Source organism: Paenarthrobacter sp. MSM-2-10-13 (assembly GCF_011605365.1).
Taxonomy (GTDB): domain Bacteria; phylum Actinomycetota; class Actinomycetes; order Actinomycetales; family Micrococcaceae; genus Arthrobacter.
Map to the genome: position 1 here is coordinate 75135 of NZ_JAAOXO010000001.1, position 23424 is coordinate 98558.

Consider the following 23424-nt stretch of genomic DNA (forward strand, 5'->3'; position numbering starts at 1 on the left):
CAACGCACGGGGGTGGTGTTGCTGGGCCCGCTCTGCGCGCTATTCGTGCCCGGAAGCATGCAGAGCGGGCCCCGCAACGGGGGGAGCTAGCCCGCTTCGGTGATCCGGAACGTCAGCGTCCGTGCTTCCGGACGCAGCGCGTGGTCCGGCCAGACGTCCGGACCGCACGCCCTGGACCCGAGCCCGTGCTGGGCGGCATCGAGGTACAAGTAGCTGCCCTTGCTAGCCGGCAGCTCGTGCGGGTGGGCTGCGGCGGAAATATCCTGCGCCGTGTGCCGTGAGAGCGTGAAACCGGGCAGGCGCCCACGGGAATCAGGGATAGCGCTGAACCCCAGCCAGGGTTCTCCGGAGTTCTGCAGGTCCAGCGCGCGAACCGCACTCCGGTGTCCCGTTTCCTGCGGTTTGGCGTATTTCACCGAAAGCTCGTCGATGCCTGCCGAGTAGCGGCCCACAAGCGTTGCATGCATGCTGTCCGGGTATGACTCACGGGGGCCGGAGCCGAACCACGACGCACCATCCACTGATCCGGGCAGGTCAAAGCGGACCCCCACCCTCGGCCAGATGATGTCCCACCCCGAGCTGGGAACAATGTCCAGTCGGAGCCACAGCTCGCCGTCGGACAGCTGCCAGTTCTCCTCCACAGAGACCCAATGTGCGGCATCGGCTGCAGCGTAGCGGGTACGGACGGAGACGCCCGATCCGGTGGCCGAGACCTTCTCCACCCTGGCCGTCAACCGTTCAAGACCGGCGGCACGCCAGATGCTCTCGGATGACGGGGCCGGAACGCCGTCGCCGTTGTTCAACCACGGATCGGCGAGGTCGTAGCTGCCCCGGCCGGCGCCGGCGTCGTTATCGGTGGGAGCCCGCCACAATTCCAGGCGCGGCCCGGCCACCGGCAGTCCGGCCAGCGAGACCAGCCGGCCGTTTTCAAAGACCCCGGGCCCCAGCGCAACCGTACCCGCCACTCCGTGGACGGCACGGTTGGACGAAGACTGAGGGCGCGGGATGCTCAGACGCGGCGCAGCGTCTGAGAGTTGGAGCTGCGCAGCGGAGATCACGTGCCCGGCCTCGGCCCACGCTGTGTCCTTGCGAAGGACCGACTCCACAGTCAGCCAGCACTCTCCCGAGTCCATGGATGCGAACTCCGGCAACTCAATCAGCGCCGAATTCCCCGCGGGGAGGGGGACGCCGGCCGAGGTGACGACGTCGAGCTCACCGGACGCGGTCACCTCGCCGTCCACTTCGGTGCGCCAGCGCAGGACGACGTCGGACGCATCAGCCGTGTGCCGCAGGTTGGCGACGGAGACGAAGCGACGCGTGCCGCCGTCGTGCGTTTCCGTGCTGAAAACCAGGCGCAGGGGCGCGACGATCTGTTTGTACTCAAAGAGACCGGGGCTGGGCGTGGAGTCGGAGAGGACCATGCCGTCCATCACAAAGTTGCCGTCGTGGACCACTTCGCCGAAGTCCCCGCCGTAGGCAAAGAACTCGGTGCCGTTGGCGTCCGTGGTGCGGATACCGTGGTCCCGCCATTCCCAGACAAAGCCGCCATGCAGCCGCGGGTAGCGGTCCACCAGGTCCTCGTACTGGTCGATTGCGCCGGGTCCGTTGCCCATGGCATGGACGTATTCGCAGAGAATGAACGGTTTGGTGCGCTGGCGTGCGGACTCCGCCGCGGAACATCCCAGGAGCAGCGAGCCGGAATCGTCCCGGCCGATCGCTTCGGTTTCCGGCACGGAGGAGTACATCCGGGAATAGACGTCGGTATAAGCGCCGGTGTAGTCGCCTTCGTAGTGGACGGGGCGGCCAGTGTCCCGGGCATGCGTCCATGCGGACATCGCGGCCAGGTTGGAGCCGCTGCCCGACTCGTTGCCCAGGGACCACATGACGATCGAGGGGTGGTTCTTGTCCCGCTCCACGGTCCGTTCCATGCGGTCCAGGTACGCTTCACGCCACGCGGGATCATCGCTGGGGTTACCCACCCAGCCGTGCCGTTCAAAGCCGTGGGTTTCAAGATCGCATTCGAGGATCACCCAGAAGCCCATCTCGTCCGCGATGTCCAGCAAGCGGGGATGGGGCGGATAGTGGCTGGTGCGGATCGCATTGACGTTGAACTTCTTCATCAGGGCAAGGTCCTGGCGGGCAAAGTCCTCGTCAAACACGCGGCCGCGGTCAGGGTGGGTCTCGTGCCTGTTGACGCCATGGAACACCACGCGCTTGCCGTTCACCAGGAACTGATCGCCCTCGATCTCCACGGTCCGGAATCCCAGGCGAAGCGAAATGGTCTCAGCGTCGCTGGACACGGTGGCGTTGTAGAGGCGCGGAACCTCTGCGGACCAGGGCTCGACGGCGGCAATTGCCACCGGGGTGACGTCGGCAGGGGAGTTCCAGACGACGTCGACGTCCAGCTCGGGTACGGACAGCCGCACCGGGTAGGCGGCGTTGTCAGCCGTGATTTCGGGGTCGATGACGCCCGCGTTGTTGGCATAAGACGTGCGCAACCAGACGTCGTCGATGCCCTTCGCAGAGCGGGCCTGGAGGGTGACATCGCGGAAGATGCCCGGCATCCACCACTGGTCCTGGTCCTCCACGTAGCTGGACGCAGACCATTGATGGACCCGCACAGCAAGGACGTTCTGTCCGGGGCGTGCTGCCTCGGTGACGTCGAATTCCTGGGCGAGCCGGCTGCCGGTACCCACCCCGATCTCGCTGCCATTGAGCCACACCTTGTAACGGGATTCGACGCCGTCGAACCTCAGAACAAGGCGTTCGGTGTCCTTCCAGTCGGCGGGCAGTTCGAAGCTTCGGCGGTAATCCCCGGTGGGGTTCTCATCCGGGACATGGGGTGCATCGGTAGGGAAAGGAAACTGGACGTTGGTGTAGATGGGCCGTCCATAACGGCCATCGCCTTCCAGGACCCAGTGCGCGGGAACCGGGATCTGGTCCCAGGTGGAGTCATCCAGGGCTTCCTCGGCGACGCCTTCAGTGGGTTCGCCGGCGGGGAGGACACCTCGGCCGCCCGGGGTTCCGGGAGCCCCCGGGAGAAGCCGGAAACGCCACGTCCCGTTCAGGGAGATGGTGGGTGCGTCGGTGTGCAGCCAGGAACGGGCAGGGAGTCTCTTGCCGGATCCCGGACCGGTGTCAGTGATGTAGCTGGCGTCCAATGACGTGGTCATTACTTAACGGCTCCTTCTGTCAGTCCGCCGCGCCAGAAGCGCTGCAGGACAACCATGGCGATGCTGAGAGGAATGATGGAAAGCAGCACCCCGCCCGTGGTCAGTTCATAGAATTCGGGCAAACGGTCAACCTGGCTCAACCAGTTGTTCAGGCCCAGCGTGATGGGGTAAAGCTCGGAATCGGACAGCATGACCAAAGGCAGGAAGTAGTTGTTCCAGATGCCCACCAGTTGGAACAGGAACACGGTGACCAAGGCCGGCGTCAGTACCTTGAGCCCAATGGTGTGGAAGATGCGGAGCTCGCCCGCGCCGTCGATCCGTGCGGCCTCAATCAGCGAGGTATCCACTGTGGCTTGGGCGTAGATCCGGCAGAGGAACAGGCCGAATGGTGAAACCAGGGAGGGCAGCAGGACGCTCCAGTACGTGTTGGCCAGGCCCATCTGGCTGAACAGCAGGAAGAGCGGCAGGGCAGTGGCAGTACCCGGAACCAGGACGCCGCCAAGGATGGTGCCGAACACCAGGTTGCGTCCCTTGAACTGGTACTTGGCCAAGGCATAGCCGCCTGCTGCGGCAAAGTATGTGGCCAGGAGCGCGCCGACACCTGCGTAGATGGCCGAGTTCAGGAACCAGCGGCCAAAAATGCCGTTGTCGTAGCTGACCACACGGCCGATATTTTCCCACAGAGAGAACGTGGGTGCGAACCAGAAGCCATTGGTGGAGAAGAGGTCTTCCGTGGATTTCGTGGAGGCCACGAACACCCAATACACGGGAATCAGGAAGTACAAGGCCACCACCACCAAAAGTGCGGTGACAATGATGGTGGATGACCGCCGTCGTCCGGCCGAACGGTCCGGACCCGCCGATGTCTTGCTGCGGATGGCGGGAGTGGCGGGCTTCGTTGCTGTGGAGGTCATGAGGACTTCCTGTTCGTCAGTGCGAGGAAAGCGAAGGAAAGGGCGAATGCGGCCGCGGCGATGATGACCGACTGGGCTGCAGCGACGTTGTAGTCGTTGTAGGCGAACGCGGTGGTGTACGCGCTGAGATTGGGCGTGTATTGGCTGTCGATGGCCGGAGCAACGGTCTTGAGGACCTGCGCTTCAGCGAACAGTTGCAGCGTTCCGATGATGGAAAACACCGTGGTGAGCATCAGTGCGGGGCGGATCAAGGGGAGTTGGATGCTCCGGGCAACACGCCACGTGGAAGCGCCGTCCACCTTGGCTGCCTCGTAGAGTTCCACCGGGATGGCCTTGAGCTGCGCCACGATGATCAGCATGTTGTAGCCCGTGTAGCTCCACGTGACGATGTTGGCAATGGACCACAGGACGCTGTTGGCGCCCAGGAAATCGGGAGTCAAGCCAACGATCTTGGCTGCGTCAAACAGCGGGCTGAGCCCGGGCACGTACAGGAAGGACCAGAGGATGGTGGCGATGACGCCCGGTACACCGTAGGGGAGGAAGTAGGCGGCACGGAAGAAGCCAGGCCACTTTGCCGATGCTGACTCGAGCATGAGAGCCAACGCCGTGCACAGGACGATCATCACGGGAACCTGGACGATACCAAAGAGCAGCATTCGGCCAATGGACGCCACAAAGCTGCCGTCGGCCAGAGCCTGGGCGTAATTGCTGAAGCCGGCGAACTCACTGGTCACGCCGGCTTCACCGAAGAGCCCGCTGCGGGTCACCTTGGTAAAGCTGGACATGATGGCCACAACAATGGGCAGCAGGAAGGTGAGGACAAAGAGCCCCAGGAACGGAGCCAGCAGAAGCCAAGGGGCGCGTGCAGCAGCGCCGGCCCGCTTGCCCGGACGGTTTGGTGCCGTGGCGGCGGGGCGCTGCACTGTAGATGCGGTGCGGGTGGTGGTCATGCCGTTTCCTTCCGAATGCTGAGGCCCTTGTTCTTGAAAACGGTGATGATCTGCTGCTCGGAAGCTGCGATTGAATCGACCAATGAGGTACCGAAAGCCTTTTTGCGGAAGCCGTCGCTGAGGATGTTGAACGACTGCTGGGTCACCGGCCACCAGGACCAGTCCGGGTTCTGCTGTTGGGCGGCGGGAACAAAGACTTCCTCGTTATAGCGTTGGCCACCGAAGAACGCCGAGGGCTGCTGCCGATCCGTGCCAATAAAGTCGGGGTTGGGTGACCAGCCGATGCCGCTGTGCTTGATCTCGGCGTCGATTCCCTCTTTGGACGTGGTCAGCCACACCGCAAACTCGAGTGCTTCCTTGGGGTGTTTGCTGTTGGCCAACACCGCCGCCGTAGAGCCACCCAGGTAGCTGGAGCCAAAGCCGGTGTCGCCCCACGTGGGCATCGGCGCGACGCGCCACTTACCTTCGGAGCCACTGACGCCCTGCACCAAAGCATCGCCCCAGCTGCCGGTGATGGTGGAGGCAATGCCACCCTTGCCGGCGGCCGCAAACCAACCCGGGGAGAAGGCGCCGTACGCGGTGGTGACGAGGTCGTCGTCGATCGCTTTGTCGAAGAAACGCGCGGTGTTGAGCGTGGCGTCGTCGGTCATGTTGATGACCCAGCCATCCTCTTCCGGTCGCAGCCACTGGGCGCCGGCCTGCCCCGCGAAGGACGCGAAGGGAGAGGCATCGCTGATGGGGAAGCAGTCCAAGTAACTATCCATGGAGCGAAGTTCGGCGGCTAAGGCAGCCCACTCGTCCCAGGTCTTCGGGGCGCTGCCCCCCACCTTGTCCAGGATGGCGGGCTGGTAGAACATGCCCATGGGGCCGGCGTCCTGGGGGATGCCGTAAACGCCCCCGGTGTAGCTGACTTGCTTCCACAGGGTGGGGTCGTACAAGTGTTCGTGGTCCTTGGCGCCATAGCGGTTCAGATCAACCAGTCCGTTCACCAGCATGAACTCCGGGATGGACCGTAGTTCCACCTGAGCCAGGTCAGGTCCGCCGCCAGCGGCCAGGGCTGAGTACAGCTTCTGGTACCCGCCTGCGTTGCCGCCCGGGATCCACACCACATCCACTTGGATGTTGGGATTGGACGCATTCCAGACATCAGCGACGTTTTGGAAGTCCTTAAGCCAAGCCCAGTAGGTCAGCCGCACGGGCTCCCCGGCCGCGGGGATGGTTGGTGCGGCGTTGACGGACTGCGTTCCTGGAGTAGCGCACCCGCTCAGCAAGCCCATGGCTGCTGTTCCCAGGCCTGCGCCCAGGAGTTGTCTTCGCGTGAATCGGGTCACGAGCCTTCACCTCTTCGTGTCAGGTTGACGATGACGCGGCTGGGAAGTCCTTCAGTCCGCCGCGGCAAGTGTGACTACGGTAACAGAAAATTCGAGTAGTCACTCGAATTTCATTTTTGAGTTGAAACACACATGTACACTGGCTAGCCATGACCACAAAGGACGTGGGCCGAGCAGCGCGGCGGGGCCCCTACGCAAAATCCGAAGAACGGCGCCGGACCATTCTTGATGCCGCCCATGAGGTGTTCGCTGCCCACGGCTACCGGGGCGGGTCACTGCAGGACGTTGCCGACCGGGTGGGGCTGAGCCAAACCAGCCTGCTGCACTATTTCCCGTCCAAGCGTGATCTCCTGATGGCAGTCCTGGAGCGACGCGACGAAATCACCGGCGATGCCTTCCCTGATGACATGGAAGAGGGCCTGGTCGATTCAGTACTCCGGACGGCGCTGTTCAACGAGAACATTCCGGGCCTGGTTGAGCTGTACACCATTCTGTGCGCGGAGTCCGTTACCGATTCGCATCCAGGGTGCGTTTACTTCACCGAGCGCTTCGATCGGCTGAGGAAAAGCTATGCACGGCGCTTCGCCGAGCTGGCTGCAGAAGGCAGGTTGAGGGCCGGCGTCGATCCTGATGAAGCTGCAATGTCCTTGGTTGCACTGTGGGACGGGCTCCAAACACAGTGGCTGCTGGCCCCCGACGACGTAGACGTGGTCAAGGGGCTCCGCGGCTACTTCAATCTGCTGGTCCTCCCCGAACCCAAACCCAACCCCAACCCCGAACCCAACTGAGTCGCAGTAGTGCGCGTTATGAGGCCGGCTCAAAACGCGCTCTACTGCGACTCAGTTGGGTGCGCTAGCCACGGAAAGCTCCGATGCCCGTGATGTGCTGACCCAGGATCAGTGTGTGGACCTCATCAGTTCCCTCATAGGTCCGCACCGACTCCAGGTTGTTGGCGTGCCGAAGCGGTGAGTAGTCCAAGGTGACGCCGTTGCCGCCCAGGATCGTCCGAGCCTCCCGGGCGATCTTGATGGCCTCGCGGACGTTATTCAGCTTGCCCAAAGAAATCTGCTGGGGCTGAAGATGGCCGGTGTCCTTCAAGCGGCCCAAATGAAGGGCCAGCATGGTGCCCTTCTGGATTTCCACCAGCATGTTCACAAGTTTCTCCTGCGTCAGCTGGTAGCCCGCCAGCGGCCGACCAAACTGGAGGCGATTGCCGGCATAATCCAACGCAGCTTCGTAGCAGTCCCGGGCCGCTCCCATGGCACCCCATGCGATCCCGTATCGCGCCTCATTCAGGCATGAAAATGGTCCCCGAAGTCCCGAGGCACCCGGGAGGATGGCTTCAGGACCCAGCCTCACGCCGTCGAACTTTACATCGCACTGAATGGAAGCGCGCATGGAGAGCTTCGGCTCAATCGGCGTAGCGCTCACACCGGAGGTCCCGGCGGGAACCAGGAACCCTCGGATGCCGTCTTCAGTGTTCGCCCATACCACCATGACGTCTGCAATGGTCGCGAGGCCGATCCAGCGTTTGGCACCATCCAGGACCCAACCGTCGGCTGTTTGGCGGGCAAAAGTTGTCATGGATGACGGATCAGACCCCGCCGTCGGCTCGGTCAGCGCGAAACAGCCGATCAGCTCCCCGGCGGCCATTCGAGGAAGCCATTGCTCTTTCTGTTCCTCCGAGCCCCATTTATGGATGGCCGTCATGGCAAGGGAGCCCTGGACCGAGACGAACGTGCGGATCCCCGAATCGCCGGCCTCAAGTTCCATCGCGGCGAGGCCATATTCGACGGCGGTCCGGCCGGGGCAGCCGTAACCGTCCAGGTGCATTCCCAGAACACCGAGCTCACCCAGCTCCGTTGCGATCCCGCGGGGGAAATGAGCGTCCTCGTACCAGCGTGCGATGTTGGGGCGGATCCGCTGTGCGGTGAAGTCGCGGACCCGCTCGCGGAGGGCCAGCTCGTCTGCCGTCAGCAGGGAATCGAGGGCAAGGACGTCGGAGGTGTTCGTCGTTGAATCGCTCATTCCAGCATCTTAAGCGGCCAACGCTGCGTTCCTCCCCGGTTAGTTCCCCGGTTCAACGAAAGAAGGGCCGGAAACGCCCGTGTCGCAGGGTGTTTCCGGCCCTTTCGGGAGACTAACTGGGGAGGAACGCAGCCTACTCGCCGCGGACCACACCCACCTCGGCGCGCTCACCGGTGAAGTAACCCCGGGTGGAGGGTGCGAAGCGGCAGACGACCGCCAACACAACGCCTAGGGCCAACAACAGTACGCCGCTGACGAACGCCCCGCCGATGCCGAAGATCTGCGTGTCGCCGTAGGCCGGGTCCCACATCTGCACTGCGGAGATGAAGAAAGCCGCAGCAAGGGATAGTGCACCAAGGAACGGCAGGATGCCGCGGAACCACAGGTTCCTGGCCGAATCCCGGAGCGTGGAGCGGAAGAACCATACACAGGAGAAACCAGTCAGCGAATAGTAAAACGCAATGAACAAACTGATAGCACTGATGGAGTCCGAGAGCAGGTTTTCACTCAGGAAGCTCATGGCAACGTAGTACACCACAGCCACCGCACCCATCACCTGAGTGGAGAAGCCCGGAGTCATGAAGCGCTCGTGGACCTTGCCGAACCGGGGAGGAAGCGCGCCGTGGACACCCATGGACAGGGTTCCGCGGGCGGTGGGCAGGATGGTGGTCTGCGTGGAGGACAGGACTGAGGCAAGCACAGCCACAATGATCAGCCAGCCCCAAGGACCCAGCACAACGTCTTTCATGGCCAGGAAGACGTCGTCCTGGTTTGCCTCGTTGCCCAGTCCGATGCCGTCGGTACCGATCGTGGCGTACATCATCACCAGGAGGGCCACGGAAACGTAAATCGCCAGAAGGACTGTGGCGGAGAGAACGGCGCCACGGCCGGGGGTCTTGGCAGGGTTTTCCGTCTCCTCATTCAGCGCCAGGCACGTGTCCCAGCCCCAATAAATGAACAAAGCCAGCAGGACACCATGAACCACGGCGCCGGGATCTGCAAAGGCGCCGGCAGGATTGAACCACTCAAAGTCGAAGGCCTGCCCTTCAGGCGCACCGCCTGCGATCCGGAAAACAATGGCCACCGCAAAGATGCCCAGCGAAATGTACTGAATGTAGGTCAGGGTGCGCTGGACATGCTCGCCCAAACGGATGCCGCGGTGGTTCACGTACGTCATGAACACAATGAACAGCACACCGGTGGCAGTGACCAGCCAGGTGTTATCGGCCAGTGAACCGTCGCCGATCAGCAGCCACACGTACTTGCCCGCGATTTGCGCCAGGTTGGCCAGCACCACCACACCTGCCAGGGCCACGCCCCAGCCGCCCAGCCAGCCAGTCCACGGACCGAAGGCTTTGCGGGCCCAGAAGAACGTAGTACCGCAATCCGGCATGGCGCTGTTGAGCTCACGGAAAGCGTAGGCAATGAACAGCACGGGGATGAAGCCGAGGATCAGGATCAGGGGAGTGTAGTTGCCGTTGACTGCAACAATGAGTCCCAGCGTTGCCGCAAGCGAGTAGACGGGCGCGGTGGAGGCGAGGCCCAGCATGACGGAGTCGCCCAGGTCCAGGATCCCGGCGTGGAGGCCTTTGGAAGGTACGACGGCGGTGCGGTCGCCGCCCGCTGAGCCGCCACCCGGCGTCGAGGTTTCTGTGCTCATAGTGCAGCTCCGTAGGCAGTAGCAGGGGGCGCGATGGGCGCCGGGGCGTCAATGGTATTGGGGACAAAGCGGCAGAAATAGTCCGTGATGGGTCCGTCTGATTCGCGGATTCCGCAGCCCACGGATTCGCCATCCACTACCCACAGGCCCAGGACAGGATGGTTGCCGTCGAAGTCGGGGAGGGAGTGGTACTGCTGGAAACACCAGCCTTCGCGACCATAACCACCTGGCTGTTGGATTTCGATGCCGGGGGCGTGAATGCGAATGTTGTCGCCCTCGCGTCCATGCAGCGGCTTGGCCACCCATTCCTTGAGAGGACCGGGATCGCCGAGGTAGGCAGGCAGCAGGTTCTCATGATTGGGGTAGAGGTGCCACAGCGCAGCCAGCAGGGCTTTGTTGGACAACAGCATCTTCCACGCCGGCTCAACCCAGCGCGGGTTGTGGGCGCGCTGAAGGAGACGGTGTCCGAAGGGTTCCTTCATCATCAGTTCCCACGGGTACAGCTTGAACATGGTGCTGATCATGAAGTTGTCCAGGTCCACGAACCGGTTCAGGTTGGGGTCCCAGCCAATATCGGACATATTGATCCCGATGGTGGTCCAACCGCCCTGGCTTGCAACATCCCGCATGTACGCCGCCGTCATCCAGTCCTCGCCGGATTCCTCCGCCTCGGAGTGGGCAACATGCAAGGTGCTCATGCCGGTGCGGAACTGCAGCTTCTTCCACTGACGGATCAGGGCCTCATGGATTCCGTTCCACTGGTCCTTCTCCGGGAAGACGTCCTGCAGCCAGAACCACTGAGCCACGGAAGCCTCGATCAGCCCGGTAGGGGTATCGGCGTTGTACTCCAGCATCTTGGCCGGACCACCCTTGCCGTCATAGATGAAGTCGAAGCGACCGTAAATATCCATGTCGCCGGCCTGCAGCGACTCCCCGGCCAATTCCAGAGCCTGCCGCCCGATGCCGATATCGCCCATGGCCCCGGTGGCAAGGTACTTCGCCGCCTCCAAGCACATGATGTGCATGTCCTCGGCGGTTTTCTCGAGGGTTTCCACCTCGTCTTCGGTGAATTCGTAATAGGCCGATTCGTTCCAGTACTCGATGTTCCGGCCATCGGGCATGGTGGTAGTGGAAAATACCAGGCCCTGTTCTTCGATCTTCTGCTTCCAGTCCGGCCTGGGCTCGGAGGGGAGTCGACGCACGCCTAGCCCCCCGAGCTTCCGCCGCTTTTGGAGCTGCTGCCAAAGCCGCCGCGGCTGACCGTGCCGCCCTTGGTGCTGTACCCCTTGGAAGCCTTGGCGTCCGTGGGCACATTCTTGGTGTAGCTCGGGTAGGAGCTGCGGTTTTGGCCCACGGCAGGCACGCTGGCCCCGCGGGAATAGAAGTACCAGGCGTAAACCCCTGAACTGCGGCCCGCCGAACTGCTGTTGTCGCACTGGTTGTCATCAACGCGCTCGCCGGTTTCCTCATTGAAACAGACCTGCGCGTAGTCAGCTTCCTCCTTGTTGCTGGCCACAATCGCAGTGATGGTTCCGGCCAGGAGGGCAGTCACACCCAGACCCACCACCAGGGTGCGGCGATGCGAGCGCTTCTTCTTCTTGGCCGCCTCCGCCTCACCGCGCTCGCGTTCTTTAGCGAAGGGGTCAACCACGGGGAGGGGTTGGCCGGGCTTGGGTGCTCCAGCCCCAGGCTGGGGTGCCCCGGCGGGCTTTTTCCTGCGCTTGCCGGTGCTGCCCTGCACCGGTTCTTTCTCGACGGGCGTGAACAGCTCAGGGTGGAGCTCGGGCTTGGGTACCTGCCACGGAGGAGGCTTGGGCGGATTGTTGCCCGCCGCAAAGTCGCCGTTGTTGTCCCTGCTGCCGCCGTTGTTGCCGGCTGCGTCAGGGCTGTCATTCGGGCCCATGTATATCCCCCTGGATAGACCGTTGAAGTGTCCGGCGCCACGCCGGACCAGAATACTCAGAGCAAGCCTAGTCCCTGTGCGCCGCGCAGGCACGGGTGACGGCCGTGAATGGGGATAAGTCCCCATGTTTGGAAGCATGTAAGGATGTAGCCATGGCGGGACCTGAAGCAAACAGCAGCGGCGACGACGGCGTGCTGCTGCGGCTCCCGCCGATCCGCGGCATCGGCACCGCCCGGGTGATCACGGGCCTGGTGTTGGCTGTTGTGTTGCCGCCAGGCATTGAACTCATGGTCACGGTCCTCGGATTCCGCAACTTTGCCATGATCATGCTGTTGCAACTGGCCGTAGCTGTTGCCGTGGCGGCCATCGGAGGTTTGTGGCCGGCGGTAGTCGCCGCTGTGCTGGGCAGCTTCCTCCTTAATTACTTCTCCGCGGACCCGGTGGGGTCGCTCTCCATCGCCGATCCCACCACCTTGTTCACGTTGGTGGTTTTCCTGGCGGTGGCGTGCGGGGTTGCGCTCGCCGTGGGCCTTGCCAGCCGCAGGGCGCAGGAAGCAGCCCGCTCAGGGGCAGAGGCCACGGCCTTGAGTGAGCTCGCCCTGCGCATCCTCAGCTCTGATGGAAGCCTGGAATCGTTCCTTGAGAAAGTGCGCGGCAATCTGGGTATGGAAGCGGTGACGCTACTGGGTTCATCGCAGCAGGGCGCGTCAGCCGGTTCGACACCGGAGTGGCGGGTCCTGGCGGGTGCCGGCCCGAATCCGCCGGTGACCCATGCCGCCGCAGACCATGCCGCCGTCGTCGATCCCCATTACACGTTGCTGCTGCGCGGCGGACCGTTGTCAGCCCACCAGCAACGGATGCTGGCCGCCTTCGGGGCTTTTGTTGTGGCTGTCCGGGATCGGCAACAGTTGGTGAAAAGCCGGAGGGACAACGTGAGGTTGGCTGAAAGCAACAAGATGCGGACCTCCATCCTGCGCGCCGTCTCACATGACCTCCGGACTCCTTTGGCCGGGATTAAGCTCGCTGTCAGCAGCCTGCGCCAGGAGGACGTGACATTTCCTCCCGACGTGGAACGCGAGTTGCTGGAGACCATCGAAGAGTACGCCGACCGCTTGGACCATTTGGTGGACAACCTCCTGGACATGTCGCGCATTACGGCTGACGCGGTCAATCCGCTGCTGACGGGCATTGTGTGGGCTGAGGTGTTGCCGCAGGCGCTACGGGGGGTCCCCAGGGAACGGCTGCGCAATGAATTGCCGCCCAATCTTCCCCCGGTGCAGGCCGACGCCGGGATGCTTGAACGGGTGGTGGCCAACATTGTGGAGAACGCCATGAAGTATGCGCCGGAGTCCGATGTGGTCCTGACGGCCCGTGCCGGAGAGGGCATCACCCTGGGGGACCGGCCCGCCAGCGAACTGAGAATCATCGATCACGGCGGGGGAGTGGGGCATAAGGAAGTGGTGGATATATTCCAGCCGTTTCAACGCTTTGGTGATTCCCCATCGCAGTCGCCTGCAGGCGGGATCAGCGCCGGTGGCGGGATCGGATTGGGCCTGGCTGTGGCGAAGGGCTTCAGTGAAGCCATGGGCGGCAGGCTTGCTGCGGAGCCGACGCCGGGCGGTGGCCTGACCATGGTGGTCACGTTGCCGCTGTGGACCGGGGGTGCGCAATGACGCTGGTGCTCATTGTTGAGGATGAAGCCCGTATTGCCCGCGCCATGCAGGTGACCCTCCAAGCGCATGGCTATCAGGCGCTGACCGTCGGCACCGGTGCCGAGGCCTTGCAGGCTGCGGCCAAGCAACCAGTGGAGATTGTGGTGCTGGACCTCGGGTTGCCGGACATGGACGGAGTGGAGATCATTCGTCGCATTCGCGGGTGGAGCAGCATGCCTATCATTGTGCTGTCCGCGCGGCACGCCTCTGAGGACAAGGTAGAAGCGCTCGACGCCGGTGCGGACGACTATGTGACCAAGCCCTTCGGTTTGGATGAGCTGCTTGCGCGGCTTCGGGTCGCCTCGCGCCGGGTTGTTACCGAACATGAGGAACCAACACTGGCCACCACGGACTTTATGGTGGACCTGGCTGGCAAGAAGATCATCAAGGATGGCGCGGAAGTGCGCCTGACACCCACGGAGTGGAACATCCTGGAGCTGCTGGTCCGTAATAAGGGGAAGCTGGTGAGCCAGCAGCAGATCCTCACCCAGGTGTGGGGGCAGGCGTATGCGAAGGAAACGCAGTATTTGCGCGTATATATTGCCCAGCTTCGGCGGAAGTTGGAGCGGGATCCTGCCGAACCAAGGCACCTTCACACGGAAGCGGGCATGGGCTACCGTTTCGATCCTTAATCCTGGCTCCTTGCGTCCGTACACTGTTGTCCATGAACACCGCATCCCTCCTGGCCGTCTGCCGTGTGCACCAGTTGCTGCCCGACCCCGAGGGGAGCGTGGGCGTCACCGGCATGGACAAGCGCCCGGTGGAGGGGCCGGTTAAGGTCCACAGACTCGGACTGCATGGGGATGTGCAGGCAAACCGGGTTGATCACGGCGGGGAGGACCAGGCTCTGTACGCGTATTCGCAGGCTGATGCTGACTATTGGTCAGGTGAGCTGCAGCGGGAGATGCCGGCCGGAATTTTCGGCGAGAACCTGCGCGTCACCGGCATCGAAACCACCGGGGCTGTCATTGGCGAACGTTGGAAGATCGGTTTGGATGTGGAGCTGGAAGTCACCTCACCACGGGTTCCGTGCGCCACCTTCCAACGGGTGATCGGCGAGCCGCAATGGGTGAAGCGTTTCACGCAGGCCGGCCGGGTTGGCACCTACCTTCGGGTGATCAAGACAGGCACCATTTCCGCGGGGGATCACATCCACCGCACTTTCGTCCCCCGGCACGGAATTACCGTGGGTCAGTGGTTTAGTGAGCCCACTCCGGAACTGGTCCAGATCCTGCTCGATGCCGATGCCGACGGCGAGATCCGATTGCAGGAGGACTACCACCCCGTCTTCGAAAAGGTCCTGCGCAGAAACGGACTCTAGGTCCCCACCGTGTGGCCGTAGATCCGGGTGTGAACAAGCTCACCCCGCCCTTGTGCTCCCTCGGGTCGCGCTGATGGGCCTGCGTGCCCTACACTTGAAATATCCCCCACTCCGGAAATCCCTTTATCCTGCCCAATTCTTGAGGCAGGACTGGTAAGTGTTGGGGCCCGCAAATGTGTGTGGGCATTTTCATAGGGAGAGCCGGCTAAAGAAAACGCTGTACAGACTGCTGGGATAGCAGCCAAGAGATGCAGCGGGAAGTCCTGCCATGGGATTGCGATAGCGCCGGACTTCTTGCGACAAACAGGGCACCTTTCCTGTTTCTCGCGACGAGTAATGCGGCCAAGCCCAACCGGGCCGCGCCGACTGCCCTATGGATGAGGAATTTCCCCCTATGACCGAAAATCTCAACGAAAACTTCGACGCCCAGACCGCCGAGTCCGCTGCTGTAGCTGAGACCTCCGCACCCGCCGAAGCTGAAGCACCGGCTGCTGCCGCTGCCCCCGTCGAGACTCCTGCAGCTGAGACTGCAGCCCCCGCCTTCACCGAAGCTCCTGCCCCCAAGGCAGAGGACGAGGACGAAGAAGGCGTCAAGTTCGTCGATCTTGGCATCGATGGACGCGTCCTGGCCGCCCTGCAGGATGTCGGCTATGAGAAGCCGTCCCCCATCCAGGCAGCCACCATTCCGTTGCTGCTCGAAGGCCGCGACGTCGTAGGCCTCGCCCAGACCGGTACCGGCAAGACCGCGGCATTCGCCGTTCCTGCCCTGTCCCGCCTGGCTGAACTCCACGACCTCAACGGCCCGTCCCGCAAGACCCAGGCGCTTGTCCTGGCTCCGACGCGTGAACTGGCCCTCCAGGTTGCTGAGGCATTCACTTCCTACGCCAAGCACATTGACGATTTCACCGTCCTCCCGGTGTACGGTGGCTCCGCTTACGGCCCACAGCTGGCCGGGCTGCGCCGCGGTGCACAGGTAGTTGTCGGCACCCCCGGCCGCGTGATTGACCACATCGCCAAGGGTTCATTGGACCTCTCCGAGCTCCAGTACCTGGTGCTGGACGAAGCTGACGAGATGCTGCGCATGGGCTTTGCCGATGACGTTGAGCAGATCTTCCAGCAGACCCCTGATACCCGTCAGGTTGCGTTGTTCTCCGCCACCATGCCGGGCCAGATCCGCCGCATGTCCAAGCAGTACCTGAACAACCCGGCTGAGATCTCGGTGAAGTCCAAGACCACCACCGGTGCCAACACCAAGCAGCGCTACCTGCAGGTCATGGGCCCGCACAAGCTGGACGCCCTGACCCGCATCCTCGAAGTTGAAGAGTTCGACGGCGTTATCGCCTTCGTGCGCACCAAGATGGCTACCGAGGACCTCGCCGACAAGTTGAAGTCCCGCGGTTTCCAGGCTGCCGCCATCAACGGCGACATCCCGCAGCAGCAGCGCGAACGCACTGTTGACGCGCTGAAGGAAGGCCGCATTGACATCCTGGTTGCTACCGACGTCGCCGCCCGTGGCCTTGACGTTGAGCGCATCAGCCACGTGATCAACTACGACATCCCTCACGACACCGAGTCCTACGTGCACCGCATCGGCCGCACGGGCCGTGCGGGTCGTTCGGGTGACGCTATCCTCTTCATGACGCCGCGTGAGAAGTACTTGCTGCGTTCCATCGAAAAGGCGACGCGTCAGCCGGTTGAGCAGATGCACCTTCCTACTGCCGAGACTGTGAACACCCTGCGTCTGGGCAAGTTCGCAGAGCGCATTACGGAGACCCTCGCATCCGAAGACGTTGCCGCGTTCCGCGACCTCATCTCGTCCTACGAGGAAGAGCACAACGTTCCGGCCTCTGAGATCGCCGCAGCCCTGGCCGTCATGGCGCAGGGTGGACAGCCTCTGCTGGTGAAGGAACTGCCTGCAGCGCCCGAGTACCAGAAGCGTGAGCGCTCCAAGGATGGCTTCGGCTCACGTGGGCCGACCCGCGCGCTGACCGAGGGCAACGCCACCTACCGTATCTCCGTGGGACGCCGCCAGCGTGTCATGCCGGGTTCGATCGTAGGCGCCATTGCCAACGAAGGCGGCATCTCCTCCGCACAGATCGGCGGCATCGATATCCGCTCGGACCACTCCTTGGTGGAGCTCCCGGCAGACCTGAGCGCCGATCAGTTGCGTGCATTGTCCCGCACCCGCATCGGTGGTGAGCTGATCAACCTCGAGCTGGATAACGGCCGCAGGCCCAACAGCGAGCGCGGCGGCTACTCCGGTGGCGGCGCTGGCGGACGCGGTGGCTACGGCGACCGCGAAAACCGCGGTGGCGGAAACTTCAAGGGTTCCGGCGGCTTCAAGAAGGACTTCCGTAAGTCCGACGGCGAGCGTACCTCCGCTGACCGCGGTGGCCGCTCCTACAGCGACCGCTCCGAGCGGACCGCAGGCAGCTTCGGCGACCGCGATCGCGGCCAGGCCAGCGGATCCCGCTTCGGCGGCCACGGTGATGGTGCACGCAAGCCCCGCAGTGGCGGCGAAGGCGGACACCGCGATTTCAACCGCAAGGGCAAGTGGTAAACACTTTCGCAAGTGGTAAACACTAAGTAGTTCCCGTCAGGGGGTCGGCTATCGAGCCGGCCCCCTGACGTGTTTAACGCTTACCTCCGGGTCCTGGTGTCTGCGCGCCGGTGTGCGGCGGGAATTTCCCATGGGGCGGGTTCCGTGCGGCCGCGGACGCTGCAGCAGCGCAGGAGGCCGCTACGGGGGCCGGACAGCCAGGTCCAGTGGCGCCGCGGGCCACTGAGGTTGTGGTGGAGCAGGGTGACACCATGAACGGGATCGCCGCGCTGTATGGGTGGACCTTGGTTCCCTGATTGCCACCAACGCGGATACGGTGCCAAATCCGGACCGGATCTACCCTGGACAGGTGCTCCGGTTGCCCTGAAGCTTGCCTGTTTGAAGCCGAAAATAGATCAAGGATTGAGCGTCTTCGCAAATTGTGTCGGCGCTGTCTTTTCGCGTTTTTTCGCCGATTTGTAGCTTCCGAAAACGTCCGGTAGAGTATTTACTCGTTGCCCCCCTAGCTCAGTGGTAGAGCGCGTTCTTGGTAAGAACGAGGTCACCGGATCGATTCCGGTGGGGGGCTCTGGATGAGGGCCTGTGTCAAGGCGGTTTTGACCGGCTTGACACAGGTTTTTCTCATTCGTGGCGGTGTAGCTCAGTTGGTTAGAGCGCACGACTCATAATCGTGAGGTCGGGAGATCGAGCCTCCCCACCGCTACAGAGCAAGACCCCGCAGCTTCTGCCTGCGGGGTCTTTTTTCGTTGAGTGGGACAGAATGGTTTCATGAGCCGAATCGCAATCATTGGTGGCCACGGGAAAGTGGCCCTGCATCTGTCCCGCATTCTTAGTGGCGAAGGTCACGACGTCACATCCTTCATCCGAAATCCTGACCATGTGGCAGATGTCACGGAGACCGGTGCCTCGGCTGAGGTGCTGGATGTGGAGAACTCGACGACGGCGGAACTCGCCCAAGCGCTCAAGGGCCACGATGCCGTGGTCTGGTCAGCAGGAGCCGGTGGAGGGAATCCTGACAGGACCTATGCCGTGGATCGGGACGCAGCCATCAGGTCGATGGACGCCGCCGCAGAGGCGGGGGTTAAACGGTATGTGATGGTTTCTTATATTGGTGCTGCCAAGGACCACGGTGTGCCCGCCGACAACCCGTTCTTTGCCTATGCCGAGGCCAAAGCGGCGGCCGACGATTACCTGCGGGCTACCGAGTTGGACTGGACCGTCCTGGGCCCTGGAACCTTGACCGACGAGCCGGCCACGGGTCAGATCCAGACTGACCCGGAGAACCCCGGTAGCGGCACGGAGACCTCACGGGCCAATGTTGCCTTGGTCACTGCGGCGGTGCTGGAGTTGCCGGGCACCATCCACCGGACCATCGCCTTTAAGGACGGATCCAAGGACGTGGTGGATGCCCTCACGGAGGACTGATCCTGCACTGGAGACGCGGACCACGCACAGGGTGAGCCTGCGCACCGGGATATGTTGGTAGGGACCTTTTTCGGCTTCGCCCGGGGAAGGGCCTTACAACCTCTGGGGAAGCAGGAACATGGATCAGTTGGCGCTCATTGTCGGGTTGCTGCTCGCGACGGTGGTGGCAGTGGGCTTGGGGGACAGGCTTCGGCTTCCGTACCCGGTGTTGATGTTGCTCCTGGCCGTTGGGCTGACCTTCATACCGGGCTTTCCCGAGTTTGAGATTTCGCCGGAACTGATCCTGCCGATCTTCCTTCCGCCCTTGTTGTTCGCGACCGCGCAAAAGAGCTCCTGGGCGGTTTTTCGCGTACGCTGGCGGACACTACTGCTGTTGGCCGTGGCCCTGGTGGTGGTCTCCACTGCAGTAGTGGCTGGTGCTGCCTGGCTGATGATCCCGGGTATCGGCATTCCGGCGGCGATTGCGCTGGGTGCCATGGTGGCCCCTCCGGACCCCGTTGCGGTGGAATCCGTGGCGGGTCGTGTGCACATGCCGCGACGGCTCATCACTGTCCTCCAGAGCGAAGGACTCTTCAACGACGCCGCGGCAATCGTGATCTTCCAGGCAGCGGTTGCGGCAACCATGTCCGGCAAGGAAGTTGGCCCCGAGGTCATTCCCCAGTTTGTCATTGGCGCCGCACTGGCCGTGGTGATTGGCGTCGCGATGGGTTGGCTGACCAAGTTCATCACTACGTTGGTGACGTCCATGGTTGCCCGCAGTGCCGTGACCCTGGTTGTTCCCTTCGCCGCCTACATCCTCGCGGAGGAGCTGCACGCCTCAGGTGTGGTGGCCGTCGTCGTCACCGCCTTGGAACTGCAGCGCCATACGCGGCCTCAGGATGCCGCCGAACGCATCACGCGGACCGCCTTCTGGGACGTGGTGGAGCTGCTGGCAACCGGGCTGGCTTTTGGGCTGGTGGGGCTGGAAATCCGTCACGTCATCCGCGATGAAGGCACGGCTATCTTTGGCATGATCGGCATGGCGGTGGTGATCTGCGTCCTGGTGTTTGTGGTGCGCTTCCTGTGGTTGGGTCTACTCGCCCTCACCGCTCGAAAACGCCGAAACCTGTTGCAGCCAACCTCGCCCAAGGAAGTGTTGATCCTGACATGGTGCGGCATGCGCGGCCTCGCCACCCTGGCGCTGGCCCTGGCACTCCCCATGACGTTGCCGGACGGCAGCGACTTCCCGGCCCGCCACGAGATCCTGGTGATCGCCTGCGCGGTGCTCCTAGCCACCCTGGTCCTGCCCGGGCTCACGCTGCCGTGGCTCATGCGGGTCCTGGATGCGACCGAGGACGGATCACACGAACAGGACGCCGCGAAGGTCCTGGCTAAGCGTGCACAGTCTGCCGCCGTGGCCGCTCTGAAGGACCACGACCTCATGAAGGAACTCCCGGCCGAGAAGGTGACCTTGGTGAAGGAGAAGATGCGCCGCCTTCACGCTGAGCTGTTGGACGGCACATTGCAGAACGAGTCCGTCGCCGAGAAGCGTAAGCGTGGACGGGAACTCTCCATTGCCGTGCAAACCATCGCCCTGGACGCAGCCCGCCAGGAAGTGGTGGCGGCCCGCAATGAGCCAGGCACCGATCCGGAAGTCGCTGACAGGGTCCTCCGGCAGCTGGACCTGCGGACCATGTCCATGCCGGATTAGGATCGACACCGGACGGGGCTCAGCGAATCAACTGGCCGTCACTTGCTGTGACAGTGAGGCCGGGTAGAGATCCAGTGCGTGTTCCTCGACGTAGTCCAGTGCGTGCCGGATTGCGCCGAGGGAGACAATGCCGTCCCCGAGGGGCGAGGTTGCCAGGCGCGGGGGAGTGAAGGTGAACTCTGTCATCTTTTCCTCTATGCCCGGAATCAGTGTGTGGGCCGAGGCCGCCACGGCCCCGGCTATGACCACCAGGTCCGGGTTCACCAACGTACTGACTGAACCGATGACCCGGGCCATGCGTTCGGACAGGCGGTCCAGCACGGTTCGCGCGGCGTTATCGCCCTCTGCTGCGGCTTCGAAGACCATCTCGGCGCTTAGGGATTCGGGATGGCCGCCACAGAGAGTGTGCAGCGAGGTCGTGGCGCTGGCTTCCATGGCTTCGCGGCCCCACCGTGCAGCGTAGTGGGCAATTCCGTAGGTGTCTCCCACGCCTTCCACGGTGTCCAGGTAGCCCAGTTCACCGAAGCCTCCGAGCTGGCCGCGGAGCAGGCGTCCGGATTCAAGGATGCCCGAGCCCAGGCGGTCACCGGCCAACATGACTACGAGGTTGTCCACTCCTTGCGCGGTGCCCTGCCACCGTTCGGCCAAGGCGGCCAGGTTGGCGTCATTTTCCAGGAGGACATGCCAGCCGTGCCGCTCAGCGACGATCCTGCGGACGTCGAAGGACCTCCAGAATTCCTGGACGGTGAGGACTTCGCCGTCGCGGCTGACCGGTGCAGCAACCCCCACGGCGACCGCCAGCACGGAATCCGCAGTGACTCCTGCCTGCTTCAGGGCGTCTGCGGCAATGCGGTCCAGCACGTCGGCGCGTTCATCGGCAGAGAGGTTGAAGGCACGGAAGGGCATGGTGACCCTGGACAGGGATGCCCCTGCCATGTTGGCCACGATTGCCGTGATCTTGGTGGCGCCGATGTCGATGCCGATGACGCTGGCCGCGTCGTCGTCGAATACGAAGCGGCGGGCCGGGCGTCCCTTGACGTAGTCCCCGGTGCCCCGTTGGTTCTCCAACTCCCGGAGCCAACCGAGCCGGACCAGTTCATCGCAGATCGATATGACAGTGGCGCGCGAGAGTCCGGTGGAGTCCATCAACTCGGTTCCGGTGAGGACACCGGCTCCGCGCATGGCCTTGAGCATTGCGCTGGCGTTGACCCGGCGTACCAGTTGGGTTGACGGTGCAGTCCCGCTCAGCATGGGGTACTCCAAACTCTTGGGCGTCCATCGGGAGCGATGGAACGATCTCTCTAAATTTAGTACATAAATTTAGATTGTGACGCAATTCCGTTAAAAGCTTGACCCTGTGGCGCACGTCACTCAGACTAGCGATAGGTCATAAATTTATCTCCTATCTAAACTCGGGCTGGTCAGCAGCGACCTCCCCGGGCACGGCGGCCACAGCGGTCCGCACGACGAAAGGACCACGGAGTCTGTGAAACCTACGCGTAAGAAGCGCCTTGCGGCGATGACCCTCGGACTGGCCCTGTTGGCCGGTCTCCTCTCCGGTTGCACGGGGGAATCGGGCAAGGAAACCATCCGCTTCACGTTCAGCAAGCGCGAAGCCATTGGCTTCATGACCAAGCTCGTTGCCGACTACAACGCCTCCCAGAACGACACCGAGGTTGTCCTGGACACCTCGGGGGTGGATGTGGTGTCCGCGAGCTTCGTTCGGGGAAATCCGCCGGACATCGCCTTGGCGAACTACAACATGGAAACCTCACGCTTTGTCCAGCGGGGCGCCTTGAGCGATCTCTCCGGTACGGCAGCGGCGTCAAAGATTCGGGAAGATCTCCAGCCGTTGATGGACCAATACGGGACCTATCCGGACCGCACCAGCGCGCTGCCGTACTCGATCATGGCCTCCTCGGTCATCTACAACAAGGAAATCTTCGCGGCCAACAACATCAAGGTGCCCACCACCTGGAGTGAGTTGACCGCAGCATGCGAGCAACTCAAAGCCGCTGGAGTGACGCCGTTCTACGCCACGTGGAAGGACGACTGGACCATCGCCCAAGGCTGGTTCGACTACTCGGTGGGTGGCCAGGTGGACACGCTGGACTTCTTTGACAAGCTTTCCGCCGAAGGCGCCAACGTGGGGCCAAAATCTGCAGTGTCCTTCCAGAAAGACTTTGAAAAGCCTGTTGGCAAGATGCTGGAACTGGCCTCGAAGTACGTCAACAAGGATGCTGCAAGCCGGGCCTACGGCGACGGCAACCTGGCCTTCTCCCAGGGCAAGGCTGCCATGTACCTGCAGGGTCCGTGGGCCTTCAGCGAGATCGCCAAGACGGCCCCGGACCTTAAGCTCGGCACCTTTCCGCTGCCCATGACCGAGGACCCCCAGGACCTGCGCGTGCGCGTCAACGTGGATCTCGCGGCATGGATCCCGGAGGCCTCCAAGCACAAGGAGGCCGCGCAGGACTTTCTCGAGTACCTTTACCGGCCCGAAGTAATCGATGCCTACAACAAATCTCAGCTGGGCTTCACGCCCACCAAGGACTCTGCGAACGTCCCCGACCCCCGGATTGAAGGAATGGTGCGGTACTACGAGCAAGCCCAGGTCTACCAGGGTCCTTCAGTGCTGGTACCAAAAACCATCCCGATCATGAACTACACGCAGGCGCTCGTTTTCGGCGCCAGCCCCACCTCCACCCTTAGCACCCTCGACGCAGATTGGGCGCGGCTGGCTTTCCGCCAGTAGCGCTG

The 23424-nt window shown here is 62.9% G+C and carries 17 protein-coding genes and 2 tRNA genes; 10 read left to right on the forward strand and 9 right to left on the reverse strand.

The window, feature by feature from the left end; translation table 11 throughout:
- Window positions 1-86: 86 nt before the first annotated feature.
- The 4 genes from HAV21_RS00380 to HAV21_RS00395 are packed head-to-tail and all read right to left on the reverse strand — an operon-like array spanning window position 87 to window position 6368.
- On the reverse strand, window positions 87-3173 hold the full coding sequence (locus tag HAV21_RS00380) for a glycoside hydrolase family 2 TIM barrel-domain containing protein (protein ID WP_208095711.1): 3087 nt from the start codon (window positions 3171-3173) through the stop codon (window positions 87-89).
- The gene (locus HAV21_RS00385) at window positions 3173-4087 is read right to left on the reverse strand and encodes a carbohydrate ABC transporter permease (RefSeq protein ID WP_142938300.1); all 915 of its coding nucleotides are present in this window, start codon (window positions 4085-4087) and stop codon (window positions 3173-3175) included. The genes HAV21_RS00380 and HAV21_RS00385 overlap by 1 nt, the downstream gene beginning before the upstream one ends.
- The gene (locus tag HAV21_RS00390) at window positions 4084-5037 is read right to left on the reverse strand and encodes a sugar ABC transporter permease (RefSeq protein WP_166839845.1); all 954 of its coding nucleotides are present in this window, start codon (window positions 5035-5037) and stop codon (window positions 4084-4086) included. Before HAV21_RS00390 ends, HAV21_RS00385 begins: the two co-directional genes overlap by 4 nt.
- A complete protein-coding gene (locus HAV21_RS00395; RefSeq protein WP_166839846.1) occupies window positions 5034-6368 on the reverse strand; it encodes an extracellular solute-binding protein in 1335 nt (444 codons plus the stop codon). The genes HAV21_RS00390 and HAV21_RS00395 overlap by 4 nt, the downstream gene beginning before the upstream one ends.
- A 149-nt stretch (window positions 6369-6517) precedes the next feature.
- Between HAV21_RS00395 and HAV21_RS00400 the strand changes: the two genes are divergently transcribed.
- Window positions 6518-7156, forward strand: a complete 639-nt coding sequence (locus tag HAV21_RS00400; RefSeq protein ID WP_166839848.1) for a TetR/AcrR family transcriptional regulator — start codon at window positions 6518-6520, stop codon at window positions 7154-7156.
- A 64-nt stretch (window positions 7157-7220) separates the two neighbouring features.
- Here the strand turns inward: HAV21_RS00400 and HAV21_RS00405 are convergent, their stop codons facing one another.
- The 4 genes from HAV21_RS00405 to HAV21_RS00420 form a co-directional block, all read right to left on the reverse strand.
- Entirely contained in the window at window positions 7221-8396 is a 1176-nt protein-coding gene (locus tag HAV21_RS00405) for an acyl-CoA dehydrogenase family protein (RefSeq protein WP_166839850.1), read from the reverse strand.
- 133 nt (window positions 8397-8529) lie between these two features.
- Window positions 8530-10056 carry an APC family permease gene (locus HAV21_RS00410; RefSeq protein ID WP_166839852.1) on the reverse strand — a complete coding sequence of 509 codons (1527 nt, stop codon included), beginning with the start codon at window positions 10054-10056 and terminating at the stop codon, window positions 8530-8532.
- Window positions 10053-11258, reverse strand: coding sequence for a glutathionylspermidine synthase family protein (locus tag HAV21_RS00415; protein WP_166839854.1), 1206 nt, complete (start codon window positions 11256-11258; stop codon window positions 10053-10055). The genes HAV21_RS00410 and HAV21_RS00415 overlap by 4 nt, the downstream gene beginning before the upstream one ends.
- 2 nt (window positions 11259-11260) lie before the next feature.
- Window positions 11261-11959: a Tat pathway signal protein gene (locus HAV21_RS00420; protein ID WP_166839856.1), complete on the reverse strand. Its 699-nt coding sequence runs from the start codon at window positions 11957-11959 to the stop codon at window positions 11261-11263.
- 152 nt (window positions 11960-12111) lie between these two features.
- Here HAV21_RS00420 and HAV21_RS00425 point away from each other — a divergent pair, with 152 nt between their 5' ends.
- From HAV21_RS00425 to HAV21_RS00465, 8 genes are all read left to right on the forward strand, one after another.
- Window positions 12112-13632: an ATP-binding protein gene (locus HAV21_RS00425; RefSeq protein WP_166839858.1), complete on the forward strand. Its 1521-nt coding sequence runs from the start codon at window positions 12112-12114 to the stop codon at window positions 13630-13632.
- Complete coding sequence (locus HAV21_RS00430) at window positions 13629-14303, forward strand: response regulator (protein WP_166839860.1); 675 nt, start codon at window positions 13629-13631, stop codon at window positions 14301-14303. Before HAV21_RS00425 ends, HAV21_RS00430 begins: the two co-directional genes overlap by 4 nt.
- Window positions 14304-14335: 32 nt before the next feature.
- A complete protein-coding gene (locus tag HAV21_RS00435; protein WP_142938310.1) occupies window positions 14336-14992 on the forward strand; it encodes an MOSC domain-containing protein in 657 nt (218 codons plus the stop codon).
- A 394-nt stretch (window positions 14993-15386) separates the two neighbouring features.
- Window positions 15387-17552 carry a DEAD/DEAH box helicase gene (locus tag HAV21_RS00440; RefSeq protein WP_142938311.1) on the forward strand — a complete coding sequence of 722 codons (2166 nt, stop codon included), beginning with the start codon at window positions 15387-15389 and terminating at the stop codon, window positions 17550-17552.
- 496 nt (window positions 17553-18048) lie between these two features.
- Window positions 18049-18120, forward strand: a tRNA-Thr gene (locus tag HAV21_RS00450).
- Window positions 18121-18181: 61 nt separating this feature from the next.
- A tRNA-Met gene (locus HAV21_RS00455) sits at window positions 18182-18255 on the forward strand.
- A gap of 65 nt (window positions 18256-18320) precedes the next feature.
- On the forward strand, window positions 18321-18977 hold the full coding sequence (locus HAV21_RS00460; RefSeq protein WP_142938312.1) for an NAD(P)-binding oxidoreductase: 657 nt from the start codon (window positions 18321-18323) through the stop codon (window positions 18975-18977).
- Window positions 18978-19095: 118 nt separating this feature from the next.
- Window positions 19096-20667: a Na+/H+ antiporter gene (locus HAV21_RS00465; protein ID WP_166839862.1), complete on the forward strand. Its 1572-nt coding sequence runs from the start codon at window positions 19096-19098 to the stop codon at window positions 20665-20667.
- A gap of 27 nt (window positions 20668-20694) precedes the next feature.
- Here the strand turns inward: HAV21_RS00465 and HAV21_RS00470 are convergent, their stop codons facing one another.
- Complete coding sequence (locus HAV21_RS00470) at window positions 20695-21918, reverse strand: ROK family protein (RefSeq protein ID WP_142938314.1); 1224 nt, start codon at window positions 21916-21918, stop codon at window positions 20695-20697.
- Between the two features lie 268 nt (window positions 21919-22186).
- Here HAV21_RS00470 and HAV21_RS00475 point away from each other — a divergent pair, with 268 nt between their 5' ends.
- A complete protein-coding gene (locus HAV21_RS00475; RefSeq protein WP_166840853.1) occupies window positions 22187-23419 on the forward strand; it encodes an extracellular solute-binding protein in 1233 nt (410 codons plus the stop codon).
- Window positions 23420-23424 lie beyond the last annotated feature (5 nt).